Raw genomic sequence first — 26,009 nt, 5'->3', positions numbered from 1 at the left:
CGGGCTCACCACTTCCGCAGGCCGGCGAACTTGCGCCGCGCACCGATCGCCTGCTTCAGCACGCGCTTCTCGAGTTCGGTCTGGCTCAGCCGGCTCACCCGCGTGAGCTGCAACTCCGCCGCCACCGCGAGCAGGCTCTCCCGGTCCAGGTGCTGAGCGTGGAGGTAGGCCGCGCCTTCTTCCTCGGTCTCGGTCTCGCGAAGGCTCGTGGCGATGGCAGCCACGTCGACGTCCGGGTTCACCGGTCCGGTCGACGGCTCGGGTTCTCGCGGGGCGACCCGTCGCTCGACCGCCGGTTCGTTGCGAACCGGAGCCCGAGGTGGTGGTGTCGGGGCCTCCGGTTCGGCTGTGGCCTGGCTCTGACCGTGGCCGGCGAGCAGGTCGACGAGCTTGGGTTTGGTGAAGGCGCTGTAGCCACGAATCCCGAGCGACTTGGCGACCTTCTTCAGGTCTTTCGCGCTGAGGTCACACTCCGTCAGGTGGCGCCGCCTGGTGTCTTCGGATGAGAGTCTCGACAGGTTTTGCGCGACTTGCAGCGGATCCTTGGACGGCGTCACGGAAACCTCGGCGCCGACAACGGCCAATTGGGCCGTTCCGGCGGCGATCGCTTCCAGGGTGGTTTCATCCTGTTCGGTCAGGAAGGCGAACAGCTGGGCCTGGAGGGCGACGAACTTCTTCAAGTCGCTCATCGGTGACCACCCGATGTCAGGCCGAGCGAACCCAGGACCTCGTCGGCCAGCTGGTCGAACTCCCGGACCACCTCGTCCCTGCCCGCGGTGCGCAGCATCGCCGGCACGCCGCTCTCACCCGCGTCTCCGAAGTGACGTGGGCTGTTGCGGATCCTGCTGTCCAGCACGGGTACGCGCGAGTTCAGGCGCACTTCTTCGATGTAGGCGTGCTGAGCGAGAGTCACCTGCTGCGAGTAGATCTGCACCATGGTGAACACCACCCCCAGGATGCCGGGATCGATCGGCCGGTACTCCTCGCTGCCGCCCTTGTGACTGACGAAGTCGTTGAACTGCCGGACCAGCTCGGCACAGTTGCCCACCAGGTAGTCCAGCCCCAAGGTGGACAGGTAGTCCGCCTTGGCCGGTACGAGGACCTGCTCGCTGGCGACGATCGCCGTCTTCGTGACGATGCCGAAGTTGGGCGCGCAGTCGATGAGTACCAGGTCGTACTGGGTGAAGTGGTTGTCCCGCAACGCGTGCCGCAGGCAGCTGTGCAGGTCCAGGAACCGCCGCTTCGAGCCTTCGATGGTGGTCGCCCCGCCCAGCAGCGCAGCGAGTTGCAGGTCGATGTCGATGAGGCCGAGGTGTGAGGAGATCAGGTCGACGCGGCCGCCGGTGCCGTCGAGAACCTTGTTGACCCGCTCCGGCGTGACGACGAGGTCGGCCAGGGGGATGTCCCTTCCGGGCAGCTCACCCTCGTACCACTGCTTGATCGTCCGGTTGCTGTCTTTGAGCTGGTGGTGCCAATCGTCGATCGAGTAGAACGAGAAAGTCAGGTTGGTCTGCGGATCGAGGTCGAGGAGCAGCACGCGCAGGCCGCGGGCGGCGGCTACCGCTCCCAGGTTTGCGGTGAGGGTCGTCTTGCCCACGCCGCCCTTGTAGTTCATGACCGCTACGACCCGCATAGGCTTCTCCCCGCTCGCCGATTCGGTCTACGACTTTCGCAGATGCCGCGGCGGCGAGCGGGGGTGTCATCGAACTGGCAATTGCTTGTCCTGTTTCTGTCTGTCAGAGCGAGGTCTTCAGCCAGTTCGTCACCTGGGCGAAGTACGTTCCCGCGTTCGGGGCGTAGTTGATCGCGTGGCCGTAGCCGTTCAGGATGTATGTCTGGAGGCGGGCAGCCGGGGCGAAGAACGGGGCCTCTGATGCTCGCAACGCCTCCGCGGACGAGCAGTCGCTCGCCAACGGGCCACAGAAGTGGGGGTCGTTGCCTACCACCAACAGGACCGGGACCGTGATCTGCAGGGATGCCGGGATGATCACCGTGGTCAACGCGATCGTGTCCACCGCCTCCGTCGCCGCGAAGACGTCCTTTGTGGACTCGTCGTAGGCGATCGCTCCCGCGTCGTTCGGGCCTGGGGTGTGGAAGGCCGTGTAGCGGGTTCCCGGGGACGTCGTCAGGTAGCCGACGTCCAGGCCGCGGCTCGACAGGCGGGGGTCGAGGGGTGCGGGGATCATGTTCGCCAGCACCGGGATCACCGTGACGTAGTTCATCCGGTGCGTCATGTCCGTCACCAGGACGCCGTCTACGTCGTGGAAGGTGCCTGCCTCGATCATCGCCATGGCCGCGCCGATCGAGTGGCCGCCGACGATCACCTTCGTGAAGCGCGCTCGGATCGACTGGATCACCTGGTGGACCGCGTTCGCTTGGACCGTTGCCGACAGGAGGGCGCTCAGGGGTTTGGAGCTTGAGCCCGTGCCCATGCGGTCGACCGCCAGGGTCGCGACGCCTGCCTGGTTCATCGCCAGGCGGAACGAACGCAGCTCCGGGGTGTAGGCGATGTCCCAATAGGACGCGTTGTACGTGCCGCCCGGGATCAGGACCACCACCGTCTTGGCCTGGGACGGGGCGCAGAGGCGGCCGTGCATCTGGCCGAGTGCTACCGGGACGTACAGGTCCTGGCAGGTGACCGTGTCCGCCTGGGCCGGGGTTGGCACGGCGAGCGCCGCCGCGGTCAGCAACAGGGCAGCACAAAGGCGGCGGAAAGCTTGGCGAAGCAAGGAGAACTACCTCCAACTAGCGACGGACTGCCGTCATCGGCAGGCTTTCGGGGTAGGCGGCCGAGGTGAACTTGACGCGCACCGGGCGGCCCGGGACCGGGACCAGCCGCCAGTGTGCGGCCACCGTGGCCACCGTGATGACGATTTCGTTCTGGGCGAAGACGTTCCCGACGCACTGCCGGGTGCCCGCCCCGAACGGGATGAACGCGCCCTTCGGCAGCTGCTTCGCCCGCTCCGGCGACCAGCGGCCGGGATCGAACGTCTCCGGGGCCTCGAAGCTGACGGGATCGTGGTGCAGCGCGTGTGGGCTGACGATCACCTCGGCGCCCTCCGGCAGCCGCTCGTCGCCGAGCCGGACTTCCGTGAGGGTGCGGCGCATCAGCATCCAGAGCGGGTACTGGCGCAGCACCTCGTCGACGACCTGCCGGACGTAGACCAGCCGGTGCAGATCGTCGCCCGTGACCGGACGGCCGGCCAGCACCTCGTCGACTTCGGCGTGCACCCGCCCTTCGACGTCCGGGTTGCGGCCCAGCTCGTGGAACATCCAGGACAGCGCGAGCGCGGTCGTCTCGATCCCGGCCGTGAGCAGGGTGAGGACCTCGTCGCGTGCCTGCTCGTCGGTCATGCCGGCCAGCAGCAGCATCGACAACAGGTCGCCGCGGTCGACGCCGTCGGCCCGCCACTCGCGGATCACCGCCAGCACGATCGCCTGCATCCGGGTGATGGCTTCGTCGAACCGGCGGTTCCCGGGGATCGGCAGCTTTTCGACGAACTTCGGCGACAGTGCGCGAATCATGCCCTGCTGGATGATCACGTAGATGGAACGGCGTGCTTCGGCGATCGCCTCTTTTCCGAGCTCGGTGGAGAACAGGGCCTCGCCGACGATCGTCACCGCCAGCCCCTGCAGGTCTTCGTCGATCTTCCGCACCTCGCCCGGCTGCCACGAGTCGCTCAGCTCGGCCGCCGCGTGGCGCATGGTCTCCACGTACGCGGTCAGGCGGTCGCGGTGGAACGCCGGCTGCATCAGCCGTCGCTGCCGCAGGTGGAAGTCACCGTTCGAAAGCACCAAGCCGTTGCCGACGAACGGCCGGAACTTGTCGAACATGGCGCCCTTGCGGAACTTCGGCCCGGCCGTGACCAGCACCTCGTGGCTCAGCCGCGGGCTGGTGACGAAGTACGTGGGCGACGGGCCGAGATAAACCTTGACGATCTCGCCGTGTTCGCGCAATGCGTCGGTGAATACGAAGCGTCGCCGCAAGAGCGCCGGGGTGTGCCCGAGAAAAGGCCACCGGCCCGGCGCGACCGGGACGGTCATGAGGACTCCTCGTTACGCCATTGTGGGGATTCCGCCAACGAGACGGCCTACGGTAGGCGCGTCCGGCCGAGCGTGACAGTGCCCGAACGGGTGGTCTGTGGTCACGCATATGGCGCAGCCAAGAGATCGCGAGAGATGGCTAAACTCGGAGGCCATTCCCGATGTGACTAGAAGGTGTTCTCTGTGACACGATCACCGGAATGGGTGCCACCGGGTGTCGATATCTCCGTGCCGAGCATGGCCCGCACCTACGACTTCATGCTGGGGGGAGGGCACAACTTCGCCGTCGATCGCGCGGTGGGCGCGCAGATCGAGCACGCGATGCCCGGCCTGCGCGAGGCCGCGCGCGTGAACCGCGCGTTCCTCGGTCGCGCGGTGCGGTTCATGGCCGACCACGGGATCCGGCAGTTCCTCGACGTGGGCTCGGGAATCCCGACGGTGGCGAACGTGCACGAGGTGGCGCAGGCCCGCGACCCGGAGTGCCGGGTGGTGTACGTGGACCGCGACCCGGTGGCGGTCGCGCACAGCGAATTGATGTTGGCGGGCAACGATCACGCCGCTATCGTGCACGCAGACATGCGGGACCCGGAGAAGATCCTCGAATCACCGCAGGTCCGTGGCCTGCTCGACCTCGACCAGCCGGTCGGGCTGCTGATGTTGCTGATGCTGCACTGGATCCCGGACGAGTCCGGCCCGCTCGAGCTCGTCGGCCGCTACCGGGCGGCGCTGGCGGAGGGCAGTTTCCTCGCCATCACCCACGTCACCGGCGACCACCAGGGCGAGAACCTCACGGAAGCGACCGATGCGATCAAGGAAAGCCGGAGCCCGGACCAGGTGACATTGCGAACGCACGAAGAAGTGACGAAGTTGTTCGCCGGATTCGAAATCGTCGAACCCGGTCTTGTGGGGTGCGGTGAATGGCGTCCGGCCGGTCCGGCGGACATCTCCGGCACTTCCGAGATGAATATGCTGGTTTACGCCGGAATCGGCCGCAAGAACGCCGCAGGTGACCGGTCCGCGCACGCGAAAACACAGCAAGGCTGAACCAATGGCGAAACCCGATCACGCGCGCGCGGACACGGCCGATCCGGAGCGGGAGCGGAATCTGCTCGCGCGCAAGTGGGCGTACCTGCTCAGCGGCGTCACCGTCGTGTCGCTGAGCCGGGAGGGGCTCGAGGCAGAACTGCGCGGCCTGCTCGACGCGTTCTGCGCGAACCTGCTGGACGGCTCGGCCGACACCGCGCCCGCGGAGCGGATCGGCGCCCGGCTGGTGTCGCTCGGTTACGTCGGTGAGCCGGGGCTGCGGTGCACGCTCGAAGTCCTCGGGAAGGGCCTGCCGTCGCTGGCGGAGCTCCGGCCGCCGGACCGGTTCGCCGAGCGGATCGTGCTCGGGCTGGGCGCGCTCTCGTGCGGGTTCCTGATCGCGCACGAACGCAGCGTCCTCGACCAGCAGGAGATCATGCACCTGTCGCTGCTCAAGGCGGTGCGGGACGCGCAGTGGAACCTCAAGGAGAGTGAGGCGCGCTTCGACGAGGTCGTCACGACTTCGGCGAGCGGCATCGCGGTCGTCGGGCTCGACGGCCGCATCGTGCGGGCCAACACCGCCCTGGCCGAGATGCTCGGGCGCCCCGCCGGCGCGCTGACCGGGACCGGGCTCTACGACCTCGTGCACCCGGACTCCGTCAAGGCCCTCCGGGAGGCCCTGCGGACGCTGGCCGAGGACGGCAGCCGGGACCGGGTCCGGCAGTCCCAGCGGCTGCTGCGCAAGGACGGCGACGTCGCGCGCATCTCGCTCACCGCCTCGCTGCTGCGGGACGCCGGTGACCGGCCCGCGTACTTCGTCGTGGTGGCCGAGGACGGCACCGAGCTGATGCTGCTGCAGAGCGAGCTGAGCCGGCAGGCCCTGCACGACGTGCTGACCGGCCTGCCGAACCGCCAGTACTTCGGCACCCACCTCGAGACCGCGCTGCGGCGCGCGGACCCGGTCCACGGCGTCACGCTGCTCCACGTCGACCTCGACGCGTTCGGCATGGTCTGCAACAGCCTCGGCCGGCGCGTCGGCGAACAGGTGCTCGTGCACTTCGCGCAGCGGCTGAAGGCCGTCGTGGCCCGCGAGCGGGCGATGATCGCCCGCTTCCACAGCGACGAGTTCGGCATCCTGATCGAGAACACCGCGCTGACGCCGGACATCAACACCATCGTGCGCGCCATCAACGACGAGCTCGCCGAGCCGTTCTTCGTCGAGGGCCACGGGCTGGCGCTGTCGGCCAGCGCCGGGGTGGTGCACCGGCCGGTGCGGGGCATCGACCCGGCCGAGCTGCTGCGCGCGGCGGACCAGACGCTGCGGCGGGCCAAAGCCCGGCGACGCGGTCAGTGGAAGATGTTCGACCCGGTGGCCGACGCCGCGGACCGGCGGGCGCAGGGCCTCGCCGTCGGCATGGCCGGGGCGTGGGAGAACGGCGAGATCGAGGTGCGGTACCGGCCGATGGTGCGGCTGGCGGACGGCGGGCTGGCCGGCGTCGAGGCCCGGCTGCAGTGGGACCGGCCCGGCCGGCCGCCGCTGGCGCACGAACGCTGCGCGGCGCTGGCCGAGGCGACCGGGCTCGTCCTGCCGCTGGGCGACTGGGCGTTGCGGACGGCGAGCCGGCAGGGCGAGTGGTGGCACCAGCGCCTGGACTTCGGGCTGCCGGTGGTCGCCGGCCTGACCGAGCACCAGGTGACGGACGAAGCGCTGGGCACCCGTGTCACGGGGCTGCTGGCGGACTCCGGCCTGCCGCCGGAGCAGCTGATGATCGGCGTACCGGTCGGCGCGGTGGCGACGTCCGGGGTCGTCGAGAACCTGACCGCGCTGGCCGGGCTCGGCGTCCGGGTGCTGCTCGACGAGTTCGGCATGGGGCCGGACGACCTGCGGGCGGTCGAGGACCTCCCGGTCGGGGTCGTGCGGGTCGCCCGCCGGCTCGCCGAATGGCAGGCGTGGACGGAATCGACGTTCCTCGGTGAGCTGGTGCCGCTGGTCCGGCAGGTCGGCGCGACGCTGGTCGTCGACGGGATCGACACGGCGGGCCAGGCGGACTGGTGGCGGGACGCCGGTGCGGAACTGGCCACCGGCGACTACTTCGGGACCGCCAGCGCGCCGGGCGCGGTCGTGGAGCTGCTCGTCTGAGCCTTCCACCGCGTCAGGGCGACGGCGGCCGGCACGATCGCCATGCCGCCGATGGTCCGCGGGGTCAGCGGCTCGCTGAGGAAGAGCGCGCCCAGTGCGATGGAGACGACCGGGAGCAGGTGGCCGACGGTCGCGGCCGCTGTCAGGGCTGTCGCGGCGCGAAGATCACCAGGACCAGGCCCAGGATCCGGGGCGGCGTGAGCCGGCGTTCGGTGCCGATCAGCACGGACCACAACGGCGTTGGCGGGTCACGACGGCCAAGGCCGGCAGCGTCAGGGCGCACAGCGGATGAGGGCGAGGTGGACGGGGTTCAGGCCGGTGAGGGTTCTCCCTTCGCCGTGCCGGAGCCGATCTGTCAGGACAAGTGAAATGTCTTGGACGGACCTTCAAGAGGTGCTACCGGGTTCCAGAGGCGGTCGCCGACCAGGGACAGGGCCGCCGGGAGCAGGACGCCGCGGACCACCGTCGCGTCCAGGAGGATCGCGAAAGCCATGCCCAGCCCCAGCATCTTGTACTCGATCGCCGCGAGGCTCAGGAAGATGCTGAACACGCCCGTCATGATCAACGCCGCGCTCGTCACCACGCCGGAGCTGCTCGCCGTGCCTTCGACGATCGCGTCGCGAGCCGGGTGGCCCGCCTGCAGGCGTTCGCGAATCCGGCTGAGGATGAAGATGTGGTAGTCCGTGCTCAGGCCGAACAACAGCACGAACAGGAACATCGGCAGCCAGCCGAGCACGCCGCCGTAGGGCGTGAAACCCAGTAGCGGCGCGAGAAAACCGTCCTGGAACACCAAGGTCAGCACGCCGTAGGCCGCGCCGACCGACAGCAGGTTGAGCAGGATCGACACCGCCGGTACCACCACCGAGCGGAACACCACGAGCAGCAGCACGAACGCGAGCAGCAGGATGAACCCGAAGACGTACGGCGCCCGCTGCAGCACTTGCGCGGTGAAGTCGTGGGCTTCCGCCGTCCGGCCCGCGACCGCGAAGCGGACGCCGTCGAGCCGGCCGATCGTCTGCGGCAGCAGGGTTTCCCGCAACGTCGTGAGCGAGCGGTCGGCCACTTCGTCGTTTCCGGTGCCGCCGAGCGGGATCCGCACGACGAGGGCGTCGCCCACCGGTACCACGACCGCCGGCTTCGGCGTCCGCGCGGTGAGCTCGTCGATCGCCCGGCGGACCGCGGGGGTGTCGACCGGGCCGCGGTCGCTCCAGAGGACGACGTGCGCCGGCATCGTCACGCCGGGAAACGCTTCCTGGACGCGCGCGGCCGCGTCGATCACCGGGACGCTGCGCGGCAGGCTTTCGGTCGGGGCCGGGTCCTGCAGCCGGATTCCGGCGGCGGGCAGGGCGAGCAGGACCAGGAGCCCGGCGGCGAGCCCGGTCCACAGCGCCGGCCGCCGCGTCACCGTCGAGGCGACGCCGGCCCAGAACCGCGAGCGGGTGCCGCGCTTGCCCAGCCAGGGGATCCGGAGGCGGTCGACGCGGGTGCCGAGCAGCGAGAGCGTCGCGGGGAGCACGGTCACCGACGCCAGCACGGCGAGGCCGACGACGAGGATCGTGCTCACGGTCAGGCCGCGGAGGTTGTCGAGCCCGGTGCACAGCAGGCCGGTGACGCACAGGGCCACGGTCAGCCCCGACACGACGATGACGTGCCCGGACGTCCGCGCGGCGATCCGCAGGGACTCGTCGACGCCGTGTGCGCGTTCTTCCCGCACCCGGCGCAGGAAGAACAGCGAATAGTCGACGCCGACGGCCATGCCGATCAGCAACGTCATCGAGGAAGTGGCGCTGTTGACCGGGATCCAGTTGTCCACTGCGGACAGCAGGCCGAAGGTCGCGAGCACCGTGGTGCCCGCGAGCAGCACCGGGACGGCGGCCGCGACCAGCGAGCCGAACACGGCCAGCAGGATCAGCAGGGTGAGCGGCAGCGAGCGCGTCTCGGACCGCTTGATGTCCTCCTTGATGCTCTGGTCGACCGCGCCGGACACGCTGAGGTCGCCCGCCTGCGCGAGCCGGACGTCCGGGTGCCGGGCGGCGACGGTGGCGACGACGGCGGTCGCCGTCGCGAGGTGCGGCTTGATTTCCGGGCCGGTGCCGAGGATCCGGAAGGTGACGAGGCCGGCCCGGCCGTCGGCGGAGACCTGGGCCGGGTCGTCGAGCGGGGAGTGGATGTCCGCGACCGCGCCGGACGTCGTCAACGTCGTCACCAGGTCGGCCGCGGCCGGCGAATCCCTGGGTACCAGGACGTTTTCCCAGAACGGTTCGCGGACGTCTTGGCGGTCGAGGACGGCTTGGCCGGTGCCGGCGTCGCCGGCGGGGCTCGAGCGCGCGTCGGTGCCGGGGGTGAACGTACCGATGACCCAGGCGAGCGCGACGAGCGCCAGCCAGCCGGAGATCGCGGCGGCGCGGTGGTGCACCGACCAGTTCGCGACGCGTTCGACCACGGGCCTGCGTGCGGGCAGCATGAACTAAAGTCCTTCCGTGAAGGAGTGATCCGATGAGAGCTCGCCCTCGGGCGAGTGGGTGCTTCTTCCTCCTGGGCCGCCGAGTTGCCGCTCGGCGGTCCAGGGCCTCAGGTCAGTCGACCTCCTTGAGCACGTGTTCGATGGATCGCAGGCGATCCTGGACGTCCCGCAGCTGCCGTTCGGTTTCTTCCTGCGTCCGGACAGCTTTCTCGGCCAGCGCGCGGTATTCGTGCTCGCGGGCCAGCGCGGCCTTGGCGCGCCAGGTCGAGGCCAGCTGCACGATCGCGACCGTGAGCACGACGGTGATCAGGACGAAGACCCCGGTCACGCCGATGATCTCCTGCCACTGGTGCCAGTTCATGTCCGTCCCTCCTCGCCGTCCGCGTGGACGGACTCCGGTGTGCTCAGCGTCGGCACGGCGGCCGCGATCGCCGCGGGCGTCAGCACGACGGAGAACGGCGTGAGCTCGTAGAACCGCAGCGTCTTGCCGTCTTCGCCGACCTCGAAGCTGGCCGTGACCAGGCCCGCGGCTTCGAGTTTGCGCAGGTGCACCTGCAGGAGCGCGCGGCTGATCCGCAGCGCGCGCGCCAGTTCGCTGACGTACGCGCGTTCGGCCAGCAGGGCCGCGACGATCCGCAGCCGGTGCGGGTTCGCCAGGGTCCCCAGCAGCCGGACGAGCTCGTCCCCGGTGGGCTCGGTCACGGCGTCCTCCACATGCAAACAAAAGCTAGCAGGTGGCGGCGCGGGGGTCCATCAGGGTGATCCCCGAGGCTTACATCGGGTGGTCCATCCAGACGTTCGGCTCCACGTAGGTCGCCGTGTCGTGGGCCGTCGACGCGTGCACCGGCGCGATGCCGCCGGGGATGAAGTTCTCGCCTTCCGCCAGCTTGACGCCGGTCCACTCGCGCCAGTCGGCCAGCGAACCCGCCAGCGTCACCGCGAACGGGCAGACCTTGACGACCCGGGCGCCCAGCCGCTCGTGCGTGCGCAGCCAGCGGTCGGCCAGCAGGCCGTCTTCCCGGCGGCGAGCCGCGTACTCCGGCATCGGGACGGCCGGCTCCTGCTCCTTGCCGATCGGGCGGACCGACACGATCAGCTTGCGCAGCCCCGTTTCCGCGGCCCGCGCCTTCAACGCCTTGAGCATCGGCGCGGACAGGCCGGAGCCACGCAGGTGCGGCGCGATCACGACTTCCAGCGCGCACAACGCGTTCGGCGCGCGGCCGTCCATGACGTCCTGCGCCGCCCACTCGATGGCCTGGTCCCAGCCGTGGTCCGGCAGCTCCGTGCGGTCGTCCGCCGGGAACGCCAGCGGGACCGAGAGAGCGCGCGCGATCGGGACGCCGTCGTCGTCCAGCGCGATCAGGAAGTAGCGCGCCCAGTGCCGCAGGAACCGCTCGCCGGTGATCATCCGGCCGCTCGCGCCCTGGTAGATGAACTGGCCGCCGACGTCACCGAGGTCCAAGGCAGGTTCGAGCAGGTCGGGACGGTCGGCAAGATCCACCACGCGCATCCGCCCAGTCAAGCGGAAACGATCAACGCCGGGATAGCGGCAACCGGGCGACACTCAGCGGACGGGCAGGGCCTTGCGACGCCGGGTGAGCGCCGACGGGTCGAGGTTCGCCTTGGTGCCGGCGTCGTGGCCGTCGAGGTAGCCGCTACCGGACAGCCGCCGGGGCGCGGCCGAGCGCAGGTCGCCGTACTCCTCGTCGAACCGGTGCTGGACCATCGCCGAGCGGTCGCGGACGACCAGCTCGGCCGAGCGCGCGCCGGGCGCGGCCGTGCGGACGGCCTCCTGCTCGGCCAGCGAAAGCCGCTCGTGGACCGCGCGGGCGAAACCGTGCAGCCACGTGCGCCGGTACGCGGCGAGGGATTCGCCGGGGAAGAACCCGCCCGGCCGGACGCGGTTCAGCTGGGTGCTCGCCTGCAGCAGGAGGCTGGTGAACAGCAGCTCCACGCGGCCGAGGTCGGACTGGTAGCCGAACACCGTGACGCTCTCGACCTTCTGGCCGACGCGGTGCAGCAGGGTCCGGCAGCGCAGCGGGTAGGCGACCGAGGTGAGCAGGCTCGCCTTGTCCCGGCTGTACGGGTCGTTCATCGGGATGGTGAGCGTGCCGATGTCGTCGACGCTCGCGCCGGCCTCGGCGAGCATCGCCTGGTCGATGCCGTACCGGGCGACGAGCTCGGCGGCCTTCGTGTTGTACGCCTCGGCTTCCGCTTCGGTGACCGCCGGGTCCTCGGCCTTGGCGAGGAGCTTGCGGATGCGCTCGAGCTGCGGGTCTGACTCGGACATGGGCGAAGCTTATTCGATCAGGTGTTCGGACGCTCGCACCGGGTGAGCGTGTCGCGGACACTGGGGGCATGGCGAGCGAACCCCCTGCCCGGGATGGGGCCGGCGGCGCACTGGGCTGCCCACCGGGGGAGCGAACTCGTCGCGTTCGCGCAGGTGAACTTCCTCGAGGCCGAGAACAGCGGGATCGGCTGACCGACGTCGTCGTGCACCCGGCCGCCCGCCGCGCGGGGATCGGCACCGCGCTGTTGCGGGCCGTGTGGCCCGAGCTGCGGGCGCGTGACCGGCAGGTCGTCGAGGGCTGGCAGCTCGTCGCCGGCACCGCGGGTGAGCGGTGGGCCGCGGCGATGGGCTTCCGCACGGTGCGCACGATCGTGCGGCAGGCCCTGGTGGTCGACGGCGCGACCGGTCGCGCTGGGACGTGCCGGTTCCGGCGGGCTACCGGCTGCGGCAGTGGACCGGCACCGCTCCGGCGGACGTCCTCGAGTCCTACGCCGTCGCACGGGGCGCGATCCACGACGCGCCGCTCGGCGGGTCGGGCTACCGGTGGCCGGAGTGGACGGCGGAGCGGGTGCGCGCCGCCGAAGCCGAAGCGCGGGTCCAAGGGCTGGTGCAGTGGATCGTCGTCGCGATCCACGAAGCGACCGGCGCCGTCGCCGGGTTCATCGAAGTGTGTTCGCACCCGCGCCGGCCGGACTGGGGTTACCAGCTGGACACCGCCGTGTCCGCCGCGCACCGTGAGCACGGGCTCGGACGCTGCGTCAAGGCGCACATGGTGCTCGCCGTGCGGCGGGATCTTGCTCAGCCGCCCGGCTGGACCAGGCCGGTTTCGTAGGCCACCACCACGGCCTGTGCGCGGCTGGAGATGCCGAGCTTGGTCATCAGCCGGTTGAGGTGGGTCTTGACCGTCGCCTCGCTGACCCGCAGCTCGGCCGCGATCCAGCCGTTCGGGACGCCCGTGCCGACGAACCGCAGCACCTCCAGCTCGCGGTCGGTCAAGGCGGCCAACGCCGGTGACGCGGCGGGTGGTTCCGGTGGGGTGCGGGTGAACGCCTCGACGAGCCGGCGGGTGATCGTCGGGCCGAACAGCATGTCGCCGCGGGCGACCGCGTGGATGCCGGCGACCAGCGTCTCCGTCGGGCTGTCCTTGAGCAGGAAGCCCGCCGCGCCCGCGCGCAACGCCGTGTAGACGTACTCGTCGAGGTCGAAGACGGTCAGTATGAGCACGCTCGGCCGCGGCGACCCGGCCGCGGCGAGGATCCGCTCGGTCGCCTTGACGCCGTCCAGGCCCGGCAGCCGGATGTCCATCAGGATGACGTCCGGCCGCAGCGCCGCCGCCTTCTCGACCGCCTCCAGGCCGTCACGCGCTTCGCCAGCGACGTCGATGCCCGGGACGGCGCCCAGCAGCGCGACGAACCCGGCGCGGACCAGGTCCTGGTCGTCGACCACCAGCACGCTCGTCACTCGGGCTCCTGCGGTTGGGGGACCGGCCGCGGGTACGGCAGCGTCAGCACGACGGCGAACCCGGCCGGGTCGCGGGGGCCGATCTCGATCACGCCACCGTACATCCGGGCGCGTTCGCGCATGCCGATCAGCCCGTGCCCACCCGGGTTCGGCGGGGCGGCCGGCGCGCCGCCGGGGTCCGTGACGCCGAGGACCAGGTGCTCGGCGCGGTAGTCGAGGGTCAGCTCGGCCGTGGCGCCGCCGTGCTTGAGGACGTTCGTCAGCGCCTCCTGCGCGACGCGGAACGCGCACAGCTGCTGACCGGGCGGCAGCGGCCGGGCCGCGCCGGTGACGCGCAGGTCGACCGCGATCCCGGCCTCGCGGACCCGGGCGGCGAGCGTCCCGAGGTCGCCGAGCCCGGGCTGCGGCCGGTACCCCTCGAGCGGGTACTGCGGCGGGCGCAGCACGCTGAGGAGGCGCCGCAGCTCGTCGAGCGCCTCGGTCGTCGTGCCGGTGATCGTGTCCAGCGCGCCGCGCGCGGTGTCCGGCGCCGACTCGAAGACGTACTTCGCGAGGTTGGCCTGCACCGAGATCACCGAAAGGTGGTGCGAGACGACGTCGTGCAGCTCGTGCGCGATCCGGACGCGTTCCTCCGCGACGGCCAGCTCCGTGTCGTGCTCGGCGTCGCGGATCCGGTGGCTGCGGACGTAGGCGGTGCGCCCGATCGCCGCGACGCCGACCGCGAGCAGCAGCGACAGCAGCGTGTCGCCGACCGGGGAGACCGGGCTGCCGAACAGCATCGACGTCTCGTAGGCGATCAGGCCGAGCACGGTGACGGCGAGCGCGTCGCGGAAGCGGCAGTGCGCCCAGACCGTGTAGGCGGCGATCATGACGCTGAGCTGGCCGAGCTGCGATCGGAAGCCGAGCGCGTAGAACACGCCCATCAGGGCGACGCAGGTGACCACCGTCGTGATCGGGAACCGGCGGCGCGCCGCGAGCGGCAGGGCGCTGAGCGCGGCCAGGGCGAGCCCCAGCGGACGCGCGTGGGTGCCGAACGCGCCGCCCAGCTCGGTGGCGCCCGCCACCTGGTAACCCGCGACGAGCACCGCGAGCACGGCGTCGGTCAGCCGTGGCCGCGCGCGAAGTCCCCGCAGTGTCGTCACCAGCAGAAAGCTACCTGTGTACCGCGAAGGTTTACCCCGGCTACGTCGTCAGTTGCTTCCGCTGCGTGGCCGTTCGCCACTACGGTCGGCCCTTGACTCGGCGGAGAGGGTGCCCCACCGGGGCCGGGGGAGGTCTCCGGAGCCCCTCTTCGCCGGGCGTCAACCGAGGTACGCGTCCAGGGTGACGGCCAGCGCCGACTCCGGTGACGGCGCGAAGCTCGCCCCGGCCAGCCCGCCCCAGAGCCACAGCTGCGCGAGGCCGTGCAACGCGGCCCACAGCGACGCGGCGACCAGCCGCAGGTCGGCGCCGGACCGCGCGATCGGCGTCGGCACCGCGGCCACCAGCACGGCGAAGGTGTCGAAGACGGCGCTCGCCGCGGCCGAGAGCGCCGGGTCGGCCGGGTCGATCAGGTCGCGGCGGAACATCAGCTCGAACATCGCCGGGTTGGTGAGCGCGAAGTCGACGTAGCTGTGGCAGGCGGCGGTCAGCCGGGCTCGCGGCGACGTCTCCGGCAGCGTTTCGCGGCGGGCGAGCAGGTCGGCGTAACCGCGCGTCGCGACGGCCGACAGCAGCTCGGCGCGGCCGGAGAAGTGCCGCAGTGGAGCGCCGTGCGAGACGCCCGCCGCCTTCGCGATCCCGCGCAGCGTGACGGCGTCGACGCCTTCGCCGGCCAGCAGCTCGGACGCCGTGTCGATCAGGCGTTGCCGGGTGCCCACGCCTCGTCCAGGGTGATCGGGAGGGTGATCGGGAGCAGGTCGGGGCGCTTGGCGAAGAAACCGTCGCCGGGCTGGCGGCCGATCAGGCGGTTGCGCGTGCGTGTGACGGCGACCGGGAGCACCTCGCGGGCCAGCCACCGCAGGTCGGCGCGCCGGCTGCCGGCGGCCGGTGTGCCGGGCAGCGGGGCGAGCCACGCGGGGTCGTGGTCGAGGCCGAGCCGGTCGAGGACGTAGGCGGCGAGCCGGTGGTGCCCGTGCGTGGACAGGTGCAGCCGATCGGCGCCGAAGTAGCGCGAGTCGGTGGCGGCCTGGTCGGGCCACAGGTCGACGAGCCGCGCGCCGTAGCTGACGGCGGCTTCGCGGATGGCTTCGTTGAGCGCGACGATCCGCGGCCGCATCCGCGCGCCCAGCGGCATCCGGGCGGAGACGTCGCTGAGGGTGAAGGTGACGACGGTGGGCGCGATCTCCGTGCAGGCCCGGATCGCGGCGTCGACGCGCCGGGCGACGGTCCGCGCGTCCCAGCCCCGGCTCATGACGTCGTTGCCGCCGCCGAAGAGCGCGACCAGGTCGGGCTCGAGCTTCGTCGCGGCGGGCACCTGCTCGGGCACGATCTGGTCGAGCCGCCGCCCGCGGACGGCGAGGTTCGCGTACCGGAAGCGCGGATTTTCCTCGGCGAGCCGCGCGGCGACGAAGTCCGCCCAGCCCCGGTACTGGTGCCGGCCGGGGTACGGGTCGTCGAGCCCTTCGGCGCAGCTGTCGCCGAGGACGACGAAACGGTGGTAGCTCAATCCGGTCTCCGTAACCAGCAGTTCATCTTGTAGACACTGTCTATCAAACTTCTGTAGACGCTGTCTACGTGCCGGACACCACGACGGAGAGTCAGGACGAACGTCCTGGGAGCTGGGTCAGCGTAAGCGGGCGCGGTGGGCCGCGACGGCCGCGCGGCGGGGGTCCGCCGGCGGGAGCGTCTTCAGCAGCGCGTCCAGGACCTCGAAGTCGTCGACGCCGCAGGGGGTTTCCCAGAACGACCACAGCACCGCCGGGTCGGTGCTGTTCAACGCCACCTGGCGGACCTGGGCCGTGAGCGTCTCGCGCTCTTCGCGGATCGCCGGGGCCTCCGACTCCGGCAGCAGCGGCCCGCGGAACACGCGCATGACGTCCGCCGGGGAACTGGACCGCAGGGCCGCGCGGGCCTGGACGAAGTCCGCGTCCACCTCGGCCGCCAGGCGGTACGGGCGGGTCTGCACCACCGTCGCGCCCAGCTGGGAGCGCAGGCGGTGGATCTCCGCGCGGACCGTCACCGGGTTGCCCGTCTCGCCGTAGAGCTGCAGCGCCAGCCGCTCGGCCGAGAGGCCGTTGGGGTGCAACGTCAGCAGCGTCAGGATCTCCGCGTGGCGCAAGGTGAACGGCACGTCGCGACCGTCCACTGTGGTCGTTCCGGCGCCGTCGGCCAGGTACTCCAGGCGCAGCCGGGCGCGGTGGCCGCCGCCGGTGGTGCTGCCCGTCGCGCGCAGCCGGAGCAGGTAGCCCTCGGCCAGCGGCTCCATCGTCGCGATCCGGCCGTCGGGGAGGGCGACCGTGCCGCCGCCGCGGCGGACGTCGACCGTGGCCGGCAGCAGGCAGGCCTGGGCCGCGAGCACCCGGCCGCCCGCCGAGAGCAGGGCGCCGGGGCGGCCGCGCAAGGCCTCCAAGTGGGGCATGTTGGCCCGCCGCAGCCGCTCGTCGCGGACCGCGAGCTGGGCGCGCAGCTGCCCTTCGGCGAGCTGCGCGGTGGCCGTGACCAGCGACAACATCGCCGGGTGCACCGTGCGCAGCGGGCCGCTGACGTCGATCGAGCCGAGCAGCACGCCCGTCTCCGGGTCACGCACGGGCGCCGCCGCGCACGTCCACGTGTGGTAGCGCCGGACCAGGTGCTCGGCCGAGTAGATCTGCACCGGCTCCCCGGTCGCCAGCGTCGTGCCCATCGCGTTCGTGCCGATCGCCGACTCGCTCCACCGGGTGCCTTCGGAGAGGCCGACGCGGTCGGCGCGCACCAGCTGGTTCGCCGCGCCCTCGCGCCACAGGATCAGGCCCTCGGCGTCGGTCACGATCATCACGTGCTCGGCGTCGTCGGCGATGCTCACCAGCATCTGCCGCAGCACCGGCAGCACCGGCGCCAGCGGGTGGGCCTCCCGCAGCGCGGTCAGCACGTCGACGTCGTGGACGAACGGGGCCTCGCCCTCGTCCGGGTCGACGTGCGCGGCCAGCGAGCGGTCCCAGGACGCCGAGACCACCGAGCGTGGCGAGCGCGGGCCCGGCAGCCCGGCCAGCACCGCCGCCCGGACGTGTTCGAGCAGCCGCGCGTACGACTCCGGATCGCGCAGCAGTTCGGGCTCGGGCGCCTCTGCCACGCCCTCCAGCGTAGAGACCCAGCTCACAGCGCTGCAACGCTCGTGCAACGTTGCCCGGCCTACGTTCGGCGGGAGCCCGAGCACCGCCGTCACTCCGAGCAATGAGGCAGGGAAGATGGTCCAGTACGCCGCACCGAACACCGAAGGCAGCGTCGTCAGCTTCGAATCGCGCTACGACCACTACATCGGCGGCGAATACGTGCCGCCGGCCGGCGGCCAGTACTTCGAGAACCCGACTCCCGTCACCGGGAAGACCTTCTGCGAGATCGCCCGGGGCACCGCGCCGGACGTCGAGAAGGCCCTCGACGCGGCCTGGGGCGCGGCCCCCGCGTGGGGCAAGACCTCCGTCGAGGAACGCGCCGGCGTCCTGCTCAAGATCGCCGACCGGATGGAGCAGAACCTCGAGAAGATCGCGGTCGCCGAGGCCTGGGAGAACGGCAAGGCCGTCCGCGAGACGCTCGCCGCCGACATCCCGCTGGCCATCGACCACTTCCGCTACTTCGCCGGCGCGCTGCGCGCCCAGGAGGGCGGCATCTCGCAGATCGACGAGAACACCGTCGCCTACCACTTCCACGAGCCGCTCGGCGTGGTCGGCCAGATCATCCCGTGGAACTTCCCGATCCTGATGGCGGTCTGGAAGCTCGCCCCGGCGCTGGCCGCGGGCAACGCGATCGTGCTCAAGCCGGCCGAGCAGACCCCGGCGTCGATCCACGTGCTGATGTCGATCATCGGCGACCTGATCCCGCCGGGCGTGCTGAACATCGTCAACGGCTTCGGCGTCGAGGCCGGCAAGCCGCTGGCCTCCAGCAACCGCGTCCGCAAGGTGGCCTTCACCGGCGAGACGACGACCGGCCGGCTGATCCTGCAGTACGCCAGCGAGAACATCATCCCGGTGACCGTCGAGCTGGGCGGCAAGAGCCCGAACATCTTCTTCGACGACGTCGCCGCGCAGAACGACGCCTTCTACAACAAGGCGCAGGAGGGCTTCACGCTCTTCGCGCTGAACCAGGGCGAGGTCTGCACCTGCCCGTCGCGGGCGCTGGTCCAGACGGGCATCTACGACAAGTTCATGGGTGACGCCGTCGAGCGCGTCCGCAAGATCAAGCAGGGGCACCCGCTCGACACCGACACGATGATCGGCGCGCAGGCGTCCAACGACCAGCTCGAGAAGATCCTGTCCTACATCGACATCGGCAAGCAGGAAGGCGCCGAGATCCTGATCGGCGGCGGCCGCAGCGACCTCGGCGGCGAGCTGTCCGGTGGTTACTACGTCGAGCCGACGGTCTTCGCGGGCGACAACAAGATGCGGATCTTCCAGGAGGAGATCTTCGGCCCGGTCGTGTCGGTGACGAAGTTCGACGACTACGACGACGCCATGAAGATCGCCAACGACACCCTCTACGGCCTCGGCGCCGGTGTCTGGTCCCGGGACGGCAACACCGCCTACCGGGCCGGCCGCGACATCCAGGCGGGTCGCGTGTGGGTGAACAACTACCACGCCTACCCGGCCCACGCGGCCTTCGGCGGTTACAAGGCGTCCGGCATCGGGCGGGAGAACCACAAGATGATGCTGGATCACTACCAGCAGACGAAGAACATGCTGGTCTCCTACTCCGACCAGGCGCTCGGGTTCTTCTGATGACCGAGCGGGTGGCGTTGACGGAGGAGGCGGCCGACCTCCTCCGGAAGCTCGCGGCGACCCACGGACCGGTGATGTTCCACCAGTCCGGCGGGTGCTGCGACGGAAGCGCCCCGATGTGCTACCCGAAGGGCGAGTTCAAGACCGGACAGACCGACGTGCGCCTCGGCGACCTGGTCGTCGAGGGCATGGAAGACGTGCCGTTTTGGATGTCCGGGCCGCAGTTCGAGTACTGGAAGCACACCCACCTGACGGTCGACGTCGTGCCGGGCCGCGGAAGCGGGTTTTCGCTGGAGGCGCCCGAAGGCGTGCGTTTCCTGATCCGCTCCCGCCTGTTCACCGACGAAGAGTCGGCGGCGCTGAACTGAAGGCACTGAACAACGCCGTGGCGAGCACCAGCCCTTCCCGGGCGACCGGGGCGAGCTGGTGCTCGTCCGGCGCGTGCTGCAGGCAACCCGGGTAGGAGTGCGGCAGCCACAGCGTCGCCAGGCCGAGGACGTCGGTGAAGACGTGGTTGGGCAGGCCGCCGCCGAAGTTCGGCAGGACGGCGACGGGTTTCTCCGCGACGGCGTCCAAAGTGGACTTCGCCCAGCTCGCCCAGGGGTTGTCGACCGGCGTGCGGCTGGCCAGGAAGCTGACGTCCGCGGTGACGTCGATCATCGGGAAACCTTGTGCGGCAAGGTGTTCCCGGATGGCGGGTGCGACACCGTCGACGTCGGTGCCGGCCACGTACCGCAGCTGCAGGACCGCCCGCGCCCGGCCGGGGATGGCGTTGACCGGGCGGTCGGCGTTCCCGGCGTCGAGCGCCAGCACCTCCAGGGTGTTCCAGCCGTAGAGCCGCTCGGCGGGTGTGAGTCGTTGATCGCCCCAGCCCTCGTCCGATGCGTCGACGACCACGTCGGCCAGCGCGGTGCGCACGGATTCGGGAAGCTCCGGCGGCAGCAGTGCGGGCACCTGGACGCGGCCGTGACCGTCGACCAGGCTCGCGATCGCCCCGGTGAGCGTCGTCGCCGGGTTGCGCAGGATCCCGCCCCAGTTGCCGGAGTGGGCGGCGTCCGGGCGCAGGTCGGCGTCCAGGGTGAGCCGGATGCCGCCGCGGGCGCCGAGGAACAGCGTCGGGGTCGCCGCGTCGAGGCGCGGGCCGTCGGAGGCGATGAGGACGTCGGCTTTCAGGAGGTCCTGTTCCTGTTCGGCGAACTCCGTGAGGCCGGGCGAGCCGATCTCCTCGCCGGTTTCGAAGAGGAACTTCAGGTTGAAGCCGAGCTTTCCGCGGTCGGCCAGCAGGAGCCGCAACGCCGTGAGGTTGATCAGGTGCTGGCCCTTGTTGTCGGCGGTGCCTCGGCCGTACCAGCGGTCGCCGTCGGCGGTGAGCGTCCACGGGTCACGGCCTTCGCCCCACTCGCCGGCTTCGCCCACGACGTCGGCGTGGCCGTAGCAGAGCAGCGTCGGCCGGTCCGGTGATTCGGTGCGGACGCCGACGAGGAACGGGCCGCCCGCCGGGTCCGGGTTGGCGTGCTGCGTGACTTCGCAGCCCAACGCCGTCAGCGCGGGGGTGAGGACTTCGTCGAGGTAGGCCTGGATGGCGACGCGGCCCTCGGGGGCGTCGCTGACCGTGGGGTACGCGACGAGCGTGGCCAGTTCGGCGAAGAGGGCGCCGGAGTCGACGTGGGCGCGGGCCTGGTCGAGCAGTTCCATGTCCGCCAGCCTAGAGGTGGAAAACAACACGAACGGTCGTGCTATCTTCGAGGTATGAACGTCGACAGCGTCTACGTGGGGGAACCGAGCGTCCTGGGGTACCGACGCGAGCTGCCGGTGCTGAGCGGGATCACCAAGGCGCTGGTCACGGCGCCGGAGCTGAAGCTCACCGAGCTGAACCTCGACGGCGACCGGCAGGCCGACCTCACCGTGCACGGCGGGCCCGACAAGGCGGTCTACGTCTACCCGGCCGAGCACTACGCGGCCTGGCGCGAGGACGGCTTCGAGGTGTCGACGGCCGACTTCGGCGAGAACATCTCCCTGTCCGGGCTCACCGAGGACGACGTGCGGATCGGCGACGTCTGGGCCTGGGGTGACGCGCTCGTGCAGGTCTCCCAGCCGCGGTCGCCGTGCTTCAAGCTCGCGATGAAGACCGGCCGCAAGGACATCACGCCGGCGATGATCGACTCGGGGCGCTCCGGGTGGTACCTGCGCGTGCTGCGGACCGGCATCGTGCCGACGTCCGGCGCGGTCGAGCTGGTCGAGCGCGCGGACGCGCCGACGGTCGCCGAGGTGTACGTCATCTCGTTCGCGAACTACGGGCAGCTGCCGCCGGAGAACGTCGAGGCGGCGCTGGACTTCGCGGACCGTGTGCTGGCGACGCCCGCGCTCGCCGGGCAGTGGAGCGTCTGGATCCAGTCCACTGTGGACCGGTGGCGGGCTCGCCGTGCCGGTTGACGGCCGGGTCGCGCGCGGCGACGTCACGCGCAAGCTGGTGCTGCGGCGGGCGGTGGACGTCGCGTCGGTGGACGGCCTCGACGGGCTGTCCCTCGGCCGGCTGGCCACCGAGCTGGAGCTGAGCAAGAGCGGCGTCTTCGCGCTGTTCGGGTCCAAGGAGGACCTGCAGCTCGCGACGGTCGAAGCGGCCCTCGAGATCTTCCGCTCGTACGTCGTGACGCCGGCTCTCTCATCGGAGCCGGGGTTGCCGCGGCTGCGGGCGATCTGCGAGAACTGGCTGGACTACTCGGAAAAGCGGATCTTCCCGGGCGGCTGTTTCTTCTTCAACGTCGGCGCGGAGTTCGACGCGCGCCCGGGCCGGGTCCACGACGCGGTGGCCGCCGCGAACGGCTCGTTCGCGGCCTTCATCCGCACGTCGGCTCTCGAAGCCGTCACCCTGGCCCACCTGGACGTAGACGCCGAAGTCCTGGCCTTCGAGCTGCACGCGCTGGGCCGCGCGGCGAACGCGGACTCCGTCCTCACCGGCACCACCACGCCCTACGCCGTGGCCCGCCGCGCCATCCACGCCCACCTGGGGCAAAAGCCGTGAAGGCCTCCTTACCGGCTCTTATGGCCGGTAAGGAGGCCTTCACGGCTTTGAACTACTTCCAGTCGACCTGGGGGCTGCGGTAGAAGTTGATGCCCTGCAGCGTCCAGCGGGGGGACTGCTTCGCCAGGCGGACACGGTAGGCGTCCCAGTTGTGCGTGGACTTCGGGGACCAGCCGATCTCCGCGATGCCCGGCAGGCGCGGGAACGCCATGTACTCGAGGTCGTCGCTCGTGCGGAGCGTCTCTGTCCACAGTGGAGCTTCGACGCCCGCGACCTGGTTCTCGCCGACGCCGGTCACCAGTGACGCCGGGTCCCAGTCGTAGCCGTCGCGCACCTCGATCAGCGCCGCCCAGTCCTGGCCCAGCGGGGTCGACTCGTCGTACTTCATGTCCAGGTACGCGTAGTTCGCCGGCGACATCAGGATCTTGTTGCCCCGGGCGGCCGCGGCCGCGACGGAGGCGTCGTCACCGCCGAAGTCCCAGTACTGCGGGATCGCCGACACCGGCGGCGTGGCCTTGGCGATCTCGTGCCAGCCGGTGATCTTCTTGCCGTACTTCGCGACGATCGGCGCCACCTTCTGCTCGAAGGTGATGTAGTCCGCCGGCGGCGTCGCGTGCGCCTCGTCGCCGCCGATGTGCAGGTATTGGCCCGGCGTGATGGCCGCCAGCTCGCGCACGACGTCGTCGACGAACCGGTACGTGATCGGCGAGGAGATGCACAGCGAGCTGTAGCCGACCTCGGTGTCCGTCCGCGGCGGGACCGCGACGCCGTCGCAGTTCAGCTCGGCGTACGTCGACTGCGCCGCGTTCGTGTGGCCCGGCATGTCGATCTCGGGGATCACCGTGATGTGCCGCGAAGCCGCGTACGCGACGATGTCCTTGTACTGCTTCTGCGTGTAGTAGCCGCCCGGGTCGCCGTACGCGGCCGTCTGGCCGCCGACGGTCGCCAGCTTCGGCCAGCTCTTGATCTCGATGCGCCAGCCCTGGTCGTCGGCCAGGTGCAGGTGCAGCGTGTTGAGCTTGTACTGGGCGATCTGGTCGATGTAGAGCTTGACCTGGTCCGGCTGGAAGAAGTGCCGCGCGACGTCGAGCATCGCGCCGCGCTCGCCGAAGCGCGGGTAGTCGAGGATCGTGCCGCCCGCGACGGTCCACGTCCGGTGCTGCACGTGCTTCGCCTCGATCGCCGACGGCAGCAGCTGCCGCAGCGACTGGACGCCTTCGAAGAGGCCGTCCGCGGTGTTGGCACTGAGCTTGACGCCGTCGCGCGCGACCTTCAGCTGGTAACCCTCGGTGCCGATCCGGGCGTCGTGGCCCAGTTCGAGCGAGATCGCCGGCAGGCCCCACGCACGCGGCACGACCGGCAGCGGGTAGCCGGTGGCCGGGCGCAGCAGGCCGCGCAGGTAGTCCGCGACCTGGCCGGCGCCGCGGTCGGCGCTGATCACGGTGAACGGCGTGAGCCGGAAGTCCGCCTTCGCGTCGGCCTTTGCCGACACCGGCGCGGGGACGACGTCGGTCACGCTCCGTTCTGGGGCCGCCGGAGTGGCTTCGGCGGTGGCGGCGGGCAGGCCGACTGCCGTCAGACTCACGACAGCCGCGGTCAAGACGGCTCGGGACAAGCGCATCAAGGCACCTCCGGTCGGGGACTCCCTCACAAAGGTACAGACCAGCCGGGGTATTTGGAACAATACTTTACGAAGTGCGCAGCGTCGCCCGGATCGCGTCCAGCACGGCGGGATCCTCGATGGTCGACGGCACCACCTCGTCGCGGCCGTCGGCGATCGCGCGCATGGTCTTGCGCAGGATCTTCCCGGACCGCGTCTTCGGCAGAGCGTCCACAATGGACACGTCACGGAACGCGGCGACCGGCCCGATGTCGCGGCGCACCGTCGCCACCAGCTCGTCGCGCAGCTGGTCCGCGGGCGTGTCGACGCCCGCCTTCAGCACGACGAACCCGCGCGGCAGCTGGCCCTTGAGCTGGTCGGCGACGCCGATCACCGCGCACTCCGCGACCGCCGGGTGCGAGGCCAGCGCGGCCTCCATCGACCCGGTCGACAGCCGGTGCCCGGCGACGTTGATGACGTCGTCGGTGCGGCCCATGACGAACAGGTAGCCGTCTTCGTCGAGGTAACCGGAGTCGCCGGTCAGGTAGTGGCCGTCGTAGCGGGAGAGGTAGGCCTCGCGGTAGCGCTCGTCGTTACCCCAGAGCGTCGGCAGCGAGCCCGGCGGCAGCGGCAGCTTGATCGTGATGGCGCCCTCGCGACCGGTCGGCAGCTCGTCGCCGGCCTGGTCGAGGATCCGCACGTCCCAGCCCGGCACGGGCTTGGTCGCCGACCCGGGCTTGACGTCCATCGGCTCCAGGCCGCGGAGGTTGGCCGCGATCGGCCAGCCCGTCTCGGTCTGCCACCAGTGGTCGATCACCGGTGTACCCAGCTTCTCGCGCGCCCAGTGGTAGGTCTCCGGGTCGAGCCGCTCACCGGCCATGAACAGCGTCCGGAACTGCTTGAGGTCGTACTTCTCGAGTTCTTTCGCGTCCGGGTCGACCTTCTTGATCGCCCGCAGCGCGGTCGGCGCGGTGAACAGCGCCTGGACGCCGTGCTCGGCGATGACGCGCCAGAACGCGCCCGCGTCCGGCGTCCCGACCGGCTTGCCCTCGTAGAGCACCGTCGTCGCCCCGGCCAGCAGCGGCGCGTAGACGATGTAGGAGTGCCCGACGACCCAGCCGACGTCGGACGCCGTCCACCAGACGTCGCCCGCGTGGACGTCGTAGATCGCGGCCATCGACCAGGCCAGCGCCACCGCGTGCCCGCCGGTGTCGCGGACGACGCCCTTCGGCTTCCCGGTGGTCCCGGACGTGTAGAGGATGTAGAGCGGGTCGGTCGCCTTGACTGGCACCGGGCCGGCCGGGGACGCGCCCGCGGCCAGCTCCCGCCAGTCGACGTCCCGCTCGCCCAGCTCGGCCGGCGCCTGCTCGCGCTGCAGCACGACGACGTGGTCCGGCTGGTGCTCGGTCAGCTCAAGCGCGGCGTCGATGATGGGCTTGTACTCGACGACGCGCGTCGGCTCGATCCCGCAGGACGCGGCCAGGACGACCTTCGGCTTCGCGTCCTCGATCCGGGCCGCGAGCTCCTTCGGTGCGAACCCGCCGAAGACCACCGAGTGCACCGCGCCGATCCGCGCGCAGGCCAGCATCGCGATCACGGCTTCGGGGACCATCGGCAGGTAGACGATCACCCGGTCACCGCGCGTCACGCCGAGCGAACCCAGCGCACCGGCGAAGCGCGCGACCTCGTCGCGGAGCTGTTCGTAGGTGAACGTGTGTTGCTGTCCGGTCACGGGGGAGTCCCAGATCAGCGCGTCCTGCCCGCCGCGGCCGGCCTCGACGTGGCGGTCCAGGGCGTTGTACGAGGTGTTCAGCTCGCCGTCGGGGAACCAGCGGTAGAAGGGCGGGTTCGTGTCGTCGAGGGCCCGTTCCGGGGCCTTCGTCCAGGTGATCGTCTTGGCCGCTGCCAGCCAGAACGCGTCCGGCTCGGCCAGGCTCCGCCGGTAGGCTTCGGAGTACGCGCCCATTGCCGCTCCTTCGCGTCGAACGTCCCGCCGGTCCCATCATGACGCCGCGACGGCGGGCCCGCCGGATTCCGCGTGGGATCCGGGCGGGATTCGGCCGCCGGAAAGACCCGG

Annotated in this window: 24 protein-coding genes; 7 read left to right on the top strand and 17 right to left on the bottom strand. The window is 70.9% G+C overall.

Translation table 11 applies throughout. The annotated features are described in order from the left end of the window. Nucleotides 1-5: 5 nt before the first annotated feature. The 4 genes from MUY22_RS06335 to MUY22_RS06320 form a co-directional block, all read right to left on the bottom strand. Nucleotides 6-689, bottom strand: coding sequence for a hypothetical protein (locus MUY22_RS06335; RefSeq protein ID WP_247058044.1), 684 nt, complete (start codon nt 687-689; stop codon nt 6-8). Continuing rightward, nucleotides 686-1,633, bottom strand: coding sequence for a ParA family protein (locus MUY22_RS06330; RefSeq protein WP_247058042.1), 948 nt, complete (start codon nt 1,631-1,633; stop codon nt 686-688). Before MUY22_RS06330 ends, MUY22_RS06335 begins: the two co-directional genes overlap by 4 nt. A 103-nt stretch (nt 1,634-1,736) precedes the next feature. Continuing rightward, a complete protein-coding gene (locus MUY22_RS06325) occupies nt 1,737-2,690 on the bottom strand; it encodes an alpha/beta fold hydrolase (protein WP_247058040.1) in 954 nt (317 codons plus the stop codon). 55 nt (nt 2,691-2,745) lie between these two features. Then, a complete protein-coding gene (locus tag MUY22_RS06320; protein ID WP_247058038.1) occupies nt 2,746-4,044 on the bottom strand; it encodes a cytochrome P450 in 1,299 nt (432 codons plus the stop codon). 237 nt (nt 4,045-4,281) lie between these two features. On the opposite strand from MUY22_RS06320, the gene MUY22_RS06315 reads away from it, so the two are divergent. Both MUY22_RS06315 and MUY22_RS06310 read left to right on the top strand, forming a co-directional pair. Further along, nucleotides 4,282-5,088 (top strand): SAM-dependent methyltransferase, encoded by an 807-nt coding sequence (locus MUY22_RS06315; RefSeq protein ID WP_247058035.1) that lies wholly within the window; start codon nt 4,282-4,284, stop codon nt 5,086-5,088. A gap of 4 nt (nt 5,089-5,092) precedes the next feature. Beyond that, the gene (locus tag MUY22_RS06310; RefSeq protein ID WP_247058033.1) at nt 5,093-7,207 is read left to right on the top strand and encodes a bifunctional diguanylate cyclase/phosphodiesterase; all 2,115 of its coding nucleotides are present in this window, start codon (nt 5,093-5,095) and stop codon (nt 7,205-7,207) included. 355 nt (nt 7,208-7,562) lie between these two features. On the opposite strand, the gene MUY22_RS06300 is transcribed toward MUY22_RS06310, so the two are convergent. The 5 genes from MUY22_RS06300 to MUY22_RS06280 form a co-directional block, all read right to left on the bottom strand. Continuing rightward, nucleotides 7,563-9,671, bottom strand: a complete 2,109-nt coding sequence (locus tag MUY22_RS06300; RefSeq protein ID WP_247058031.1) for an MMPL family transporter — start codon at nt 9,669-9,671, stop codon at nt 7,563-7,565. 112 nt (nt 9,672-9,783) lie between these two features. Then, nucleotides 9,784-10,032 carry a hypothetical protein gene (locus MUY22_RS06295; RefSeq protein ID WP_247058029.1) on the bottom strand — a complete coding sequence of 83 codons (249 nt, stop codon included), beginning with the start codon at nt 10,030-10,032 and terminating at the stop codon, nt 9,784-9,786. After that, nucleotides 10,029-10,373: an ArsR family transcriptional regulator gene (locus tag MUY22_RS06290; RefSeq protein WP_247058027.1), complete on the bottom strand. Its 345-nt coding sequence runs from the start codon at nt 10,371-10,373 to the stop codon at nt 10,029-10,031. Before MUY22_RS06290 ends, MUY22_RS06295 begins: the two co-directional genes overlap by 4 nt. A 70-nt stretch (nt 10,374-10,443) precedes the next feature. Further along, nucleotides 10,444-11,181 carry a Long-chain-fatty-acid--CoA ligase gene (locus tag MUY22_RS06285; protein ID WP_247058025.1) on the bottom strand — a complete coding sequence of 246 codons (738 nt, stop codon included), beginning with the start codon at nt 11,179-11,181 and terminating at the stop codon, nt 10,444-10,446. A gap of 54 nt (nt 11,182-11,235) precedes the next feature. Continuing rightward, the gene (locus MUY22_RS06280) at nt 11,236-11,961 is read right to left on the bottom strand and encodes a DUF2786 domain-containing protein (RefSeq protein WP_247058023.1); all 726 of its coding nucleotides are present in this window, start codon (nt 11,959-11,961) and stop codon (nt 11,236-11,238) included. Nucleotides 11,962-12,379: 418 nt separating this feature from the next. Here MUY22_RS06280 and MUY22_RS06275 point away from each other — a divergent pair, with 418 nt between their 5' ends. Next, nucleotides 12,380-12,793, top strand: coding sequence for a hypothetical protein (locus MUY22_RS06275; RefSeq protein ID WP_247058021.1), 414 nt, complete (start codon nt 12,380-12,382; stop codon nt 12,791-12,793). On the opposite strand, the gene MUY22_RS06270 is transcribed toward MUY22_RS06275, so the two are convergent. From MUY22_RS06270 to MUY22_RS06250, 5 genes are all read right to left on the bottom strand, one after another. Continuing rightward, the gene (locus MUY22_RS06270) at nt 12,760-13,422 is read right to left on the bottom strand and encodes a response regulator transcription factor (protein ID WP_247058019.1); all 663 of its coding nucleotides are present in this window, start codon (nt 13,420-13,422) and stop codon (nt 12,760-12,762) included. The genes MUY22_RS06275 and MUY22_RS06270 overlap by 34 nt on opposite strands. Then, complete coding sequence (locus MUY22_RS06265; RefSeq protein ID WP_247058017.1) at nt 13,419-14,564, bottom strand: sensor histidine kinase; 1,146 nt, start codon at nt 14,562-14,564, stop codon at nt 13,419-13,421. Before MUY22_RS06265 ends, MUY22_RS06270 begins: the two co-directional genes overlap by 4 nt. Nucleotides 14,565-14,723: 159 nt before the next feature. Then, a complete protein-coding gene (locus MUY22_RS06260; RefSeq protein WP_247058014.1) occupies nt 14,724-15,281 on the bottom strand; it encodes a TetR/AcrR family transcriptional regulator in 558 nt (185 codons plus the stop codon). Next, nucleotides 15,260-16,069, bottom strand: a complete 810-nt coding sequence (locus MUY22_RS06255) for an SGNH/GDSL hydrolase family protein (RefSeq protein WP_247058012.1) — start codon at nt 16,067-16,069, stop codon at nt 15,260-15,262. Before MUY22_RS06255 ends, MUY22_RS06260 begins: the two co-directional genes overlap by 22 nt. A gap of 117 nt (nt 16,070-16,186) precedes the next feature. Continuing rightward, complete coding sequence (locus MUY22_RS06250) at nt 16,187-17,671, bottom strand: helix-turn-helix domain-containing protein (protein WP_247058010.1); 1,485 nt, start codon at nt 17,669-17,671, stop codon at nt 16,187-16,189. Nucleotides 17,672-17,786: 115 nt separating this feature from the next. Between MUY22_RS06250 and adh the strand changes: the two genes are divergently transcribed. Both adh and MUY22_RS06240 read left to right on the top strand, forming a co-directional pair. Next, nucleotides 17,787-19,310: an aldehyde dehydrogenase gene (gene adh / locus MUY22_RS06245; protein ID WP_247058008.1), complete on the top strand. Its 1,524-nt coding sequence runs from the start codon at nt 17,787-17,789 to the stop codon at nt 19,308-19,310. Next, on the top strand, nt 19,310-19,678 hold the full coding sequence (locus MUY22_RS06240) for a DUF779 domain-containing protein (protein ID WP_247058005.1): 369 nt from the start codon (nt 19,310-19,312) through the stop codon (nt 19,676-19,678). Before adh ends, MUY22_RS06240 begins: the two co-directional genes overlap by 1 nt. On the opposite strand, the gene MUY22_RS06235 is transcribed toward MUY22_RS06240, so the two are convergent. Next, nucleotides 19,647-21,005, bottom strand: coding sequence for a M20 family metallopeptidase (locus MUY22_RS06235; protein ID WP_247058003.1), 1,359 nt, complete (start codon nt 21,003-21,005; stop codon nt 19,647-19,649). The two genes, MUY22_RS06240 and MUY22_RS06235, sit on opposite strands and share 32 nt — an antisense overlap. Nucleotides 21,006-21,059: 54 nt before the next feature. Here MUY22_RS06235 and MUY22_RS06230 point away from each other — a divergent pair, with 54 nt between their 5' ends. Beyond that, nucleotides 21,060-21,743 (top strand): MOSC domain-containing protein, encoded by a 684-nt coding sequence (locus MUY22_RS06230; RefSeq protein ID WP_247058001.1) that lies wholly within the window; start codon nt 21,060-21,062, stop codon nt 21,741-21,743. Then, nucleotides 21,733-22,332 (top strand): TetR/AcrR family transcriptional regulator, encoded by a 600-nt coding sequence (locus MUY22_RS06225; protein WP_247057998.1) that lies wholly within the window; start codon nt 21,733-21,735, stop codon nt 22,330-22,332. The genes MUY22_RS06230 and MUY22_RS06225 overlap by 11 nt, the downstream gene beginning before the upstream one ends. 52 nt (nt 22,333-22,384) lie before the next feature. Here the strand turns inward: MUY22_RS06225 and MUY22_RS06220 are convergent, their stop codons facing one another. Together MUY22_RS06220 and MUY22_RS06215 are read right to left on the bottom strand one after the other, a co-directional pair. After that, nucleotides 22,385-23,953 carry a beta-N-acetylhexosaminidase gene (locus MUY22_RS06220; protein WP_247057996.1) on the bottom strand — a complete coding sequence of 523 codons (1,569 nt, stop codon included), beginning with the start codon at nt 23,951-23,953 and terminating at the stop codon, nt 22,385-22,387. 67 nt (nt 23,954-24,020) lie between these two features. After that, entirely contained in the window at nt 24,021-25,898 is a 1,878-nt protein-coding gene (locus tag MUY22_RS06215) for a propionyl-CoA synthetase (RefSeq protein WP_247057994.1), read from the bottom strand. Between the last annotated feature and the right edge of the window lie 111 nt (nt 25,899-26,009).

Source organism: Amycolatopsis sp. WQ 127309 (genome assembly GCF_023023025.1).
Classification (GTDB): Bacteria; Actinomycetota; Actinomycetes; order Mycobacteriales; family Pseudonocardiaceae; genus Amycolatopsis.
The sequence above is the reverse complement of the archived record's forward strand: the minus strand, read 5'-3'. Positions and strand labels throughout refer to the sequence as shown.

What these genes read in the sequence shown, in the direction of transcription:
- MUY22_RS06335 (WP_247058044.1), bottom strand. Translation starts at nt 689, where the DNA reads ATGAGCGACTTGAAGAAGTTCGTCGCCCTCCAGGCCCAGCTGTTCGCC.
- MUY22_RS06330 (WP_247058042.1), bottom strand. Translation starts at nt 1,633, where the DNA reads ATGCGGGTCGTAGCGGTCATGAACTACAAGGGCGGCGTGGGCAAGACG.
- MUY22_RS06320 (WP_247058038.1), bottom strand. Translation starts at nt 4,044, where the DNA reads ATGACCGTCCCGGTCGCGCCGGGCCGGTGGCCTTTTCTCGGGCACACC.
- MUY22_RS06315 (WP_247058035.1), top strand. Translation starts at nt 4,282, where the DNA reads ATGGCCCGCACCTACGACTTCATGCTGGGGGGAGGGCACAACTTCGCC.
- MUY22_RS06310 (WP_247058033.1), top strand. Translation starts at nt 5,093, where the DNA reads ATGGCGAAACCCGATCACGCGCGCGCGGACACGGCCGATCCGGAGCGG.
- MUY22_RS06300 (WP_247058031.1), bottom strand. Translation starts at nt 9,671, where the DNA reads ATGCTGCCCGCACGCAGGCCCGTGGTCGAACGCGTCGCGAACTGGTCG.
- MUY22_RS06295 (WP_247058029.1), bottom strand. Translation starts at nt 10,032, where the DNA reads ATGAACTGGCACCAGTGGCAGGAGATCATCGGCGTGACCGGGGTCTTC.
- MUY22_RS06285 (WP_247058025.1), bottom strand. Translation starts at nt 11,181, where the DNA reads ATGCGCGTGGTGGATCTTGCCGACCGTCCCGACCTGCTCGAACCTGCC.
- MUY22_RS06280 (WP_247058023.1), bottom strand. Translation starts at nt 11,961, where the DNA reads ATGTCCGAGTCAGACCCGCAGCTCGAGCGCATCCGCAAGCTCCTCGCC.
- adh (WP_247058008.1), top strand. Translation starts at nt 17,787, where the DNA reads ATGGTCCAGTACGCCGCACCGAACACCGAAGGCAGCGTCGTCAGCTTC.
- MUY22_RS06240 (WP_247058005.1), top strand. Translation starts at nt 19,310, where the DNA reads ATGACCGAGCGGGTGGCGTTGACGGAGGAGGCGGCCGACCTCCTCCGG.
- MUY22_RS06235 (WP_247058003.1), bottom strand. Translation starts at nt 21,005, where the DNA reads ATGGAACTGCTCGACCAGGCCCGCGCCCACGTCGACTCCGGCGCCCTC.
- MUY22_RS06230 (WP_247058001.1), top strand. Translation starts at nt 21,060, where the DNA reads ATGAACGTCGACAGCGTCTACGTGGGGGAACCGAGCGTCCTGGGGTAC.
- MUY22_RS06220 (WP_247057996.1), bottom strand. Translation starts at nt 23,953, where the DNA reads ATGCGCTTGTCCCGAGCCGTCTTGACCGCGGCTGTCGTGAGTCTGACG.
- MUY22_RS06215 (WP_247057994.1), bottom strand. Translation starts at nt 25,898, where the DNA reads ATGGGCGCGTACTCCGAAGCCTACCGGCGGAGCCTGGCCGAGCCGGAC.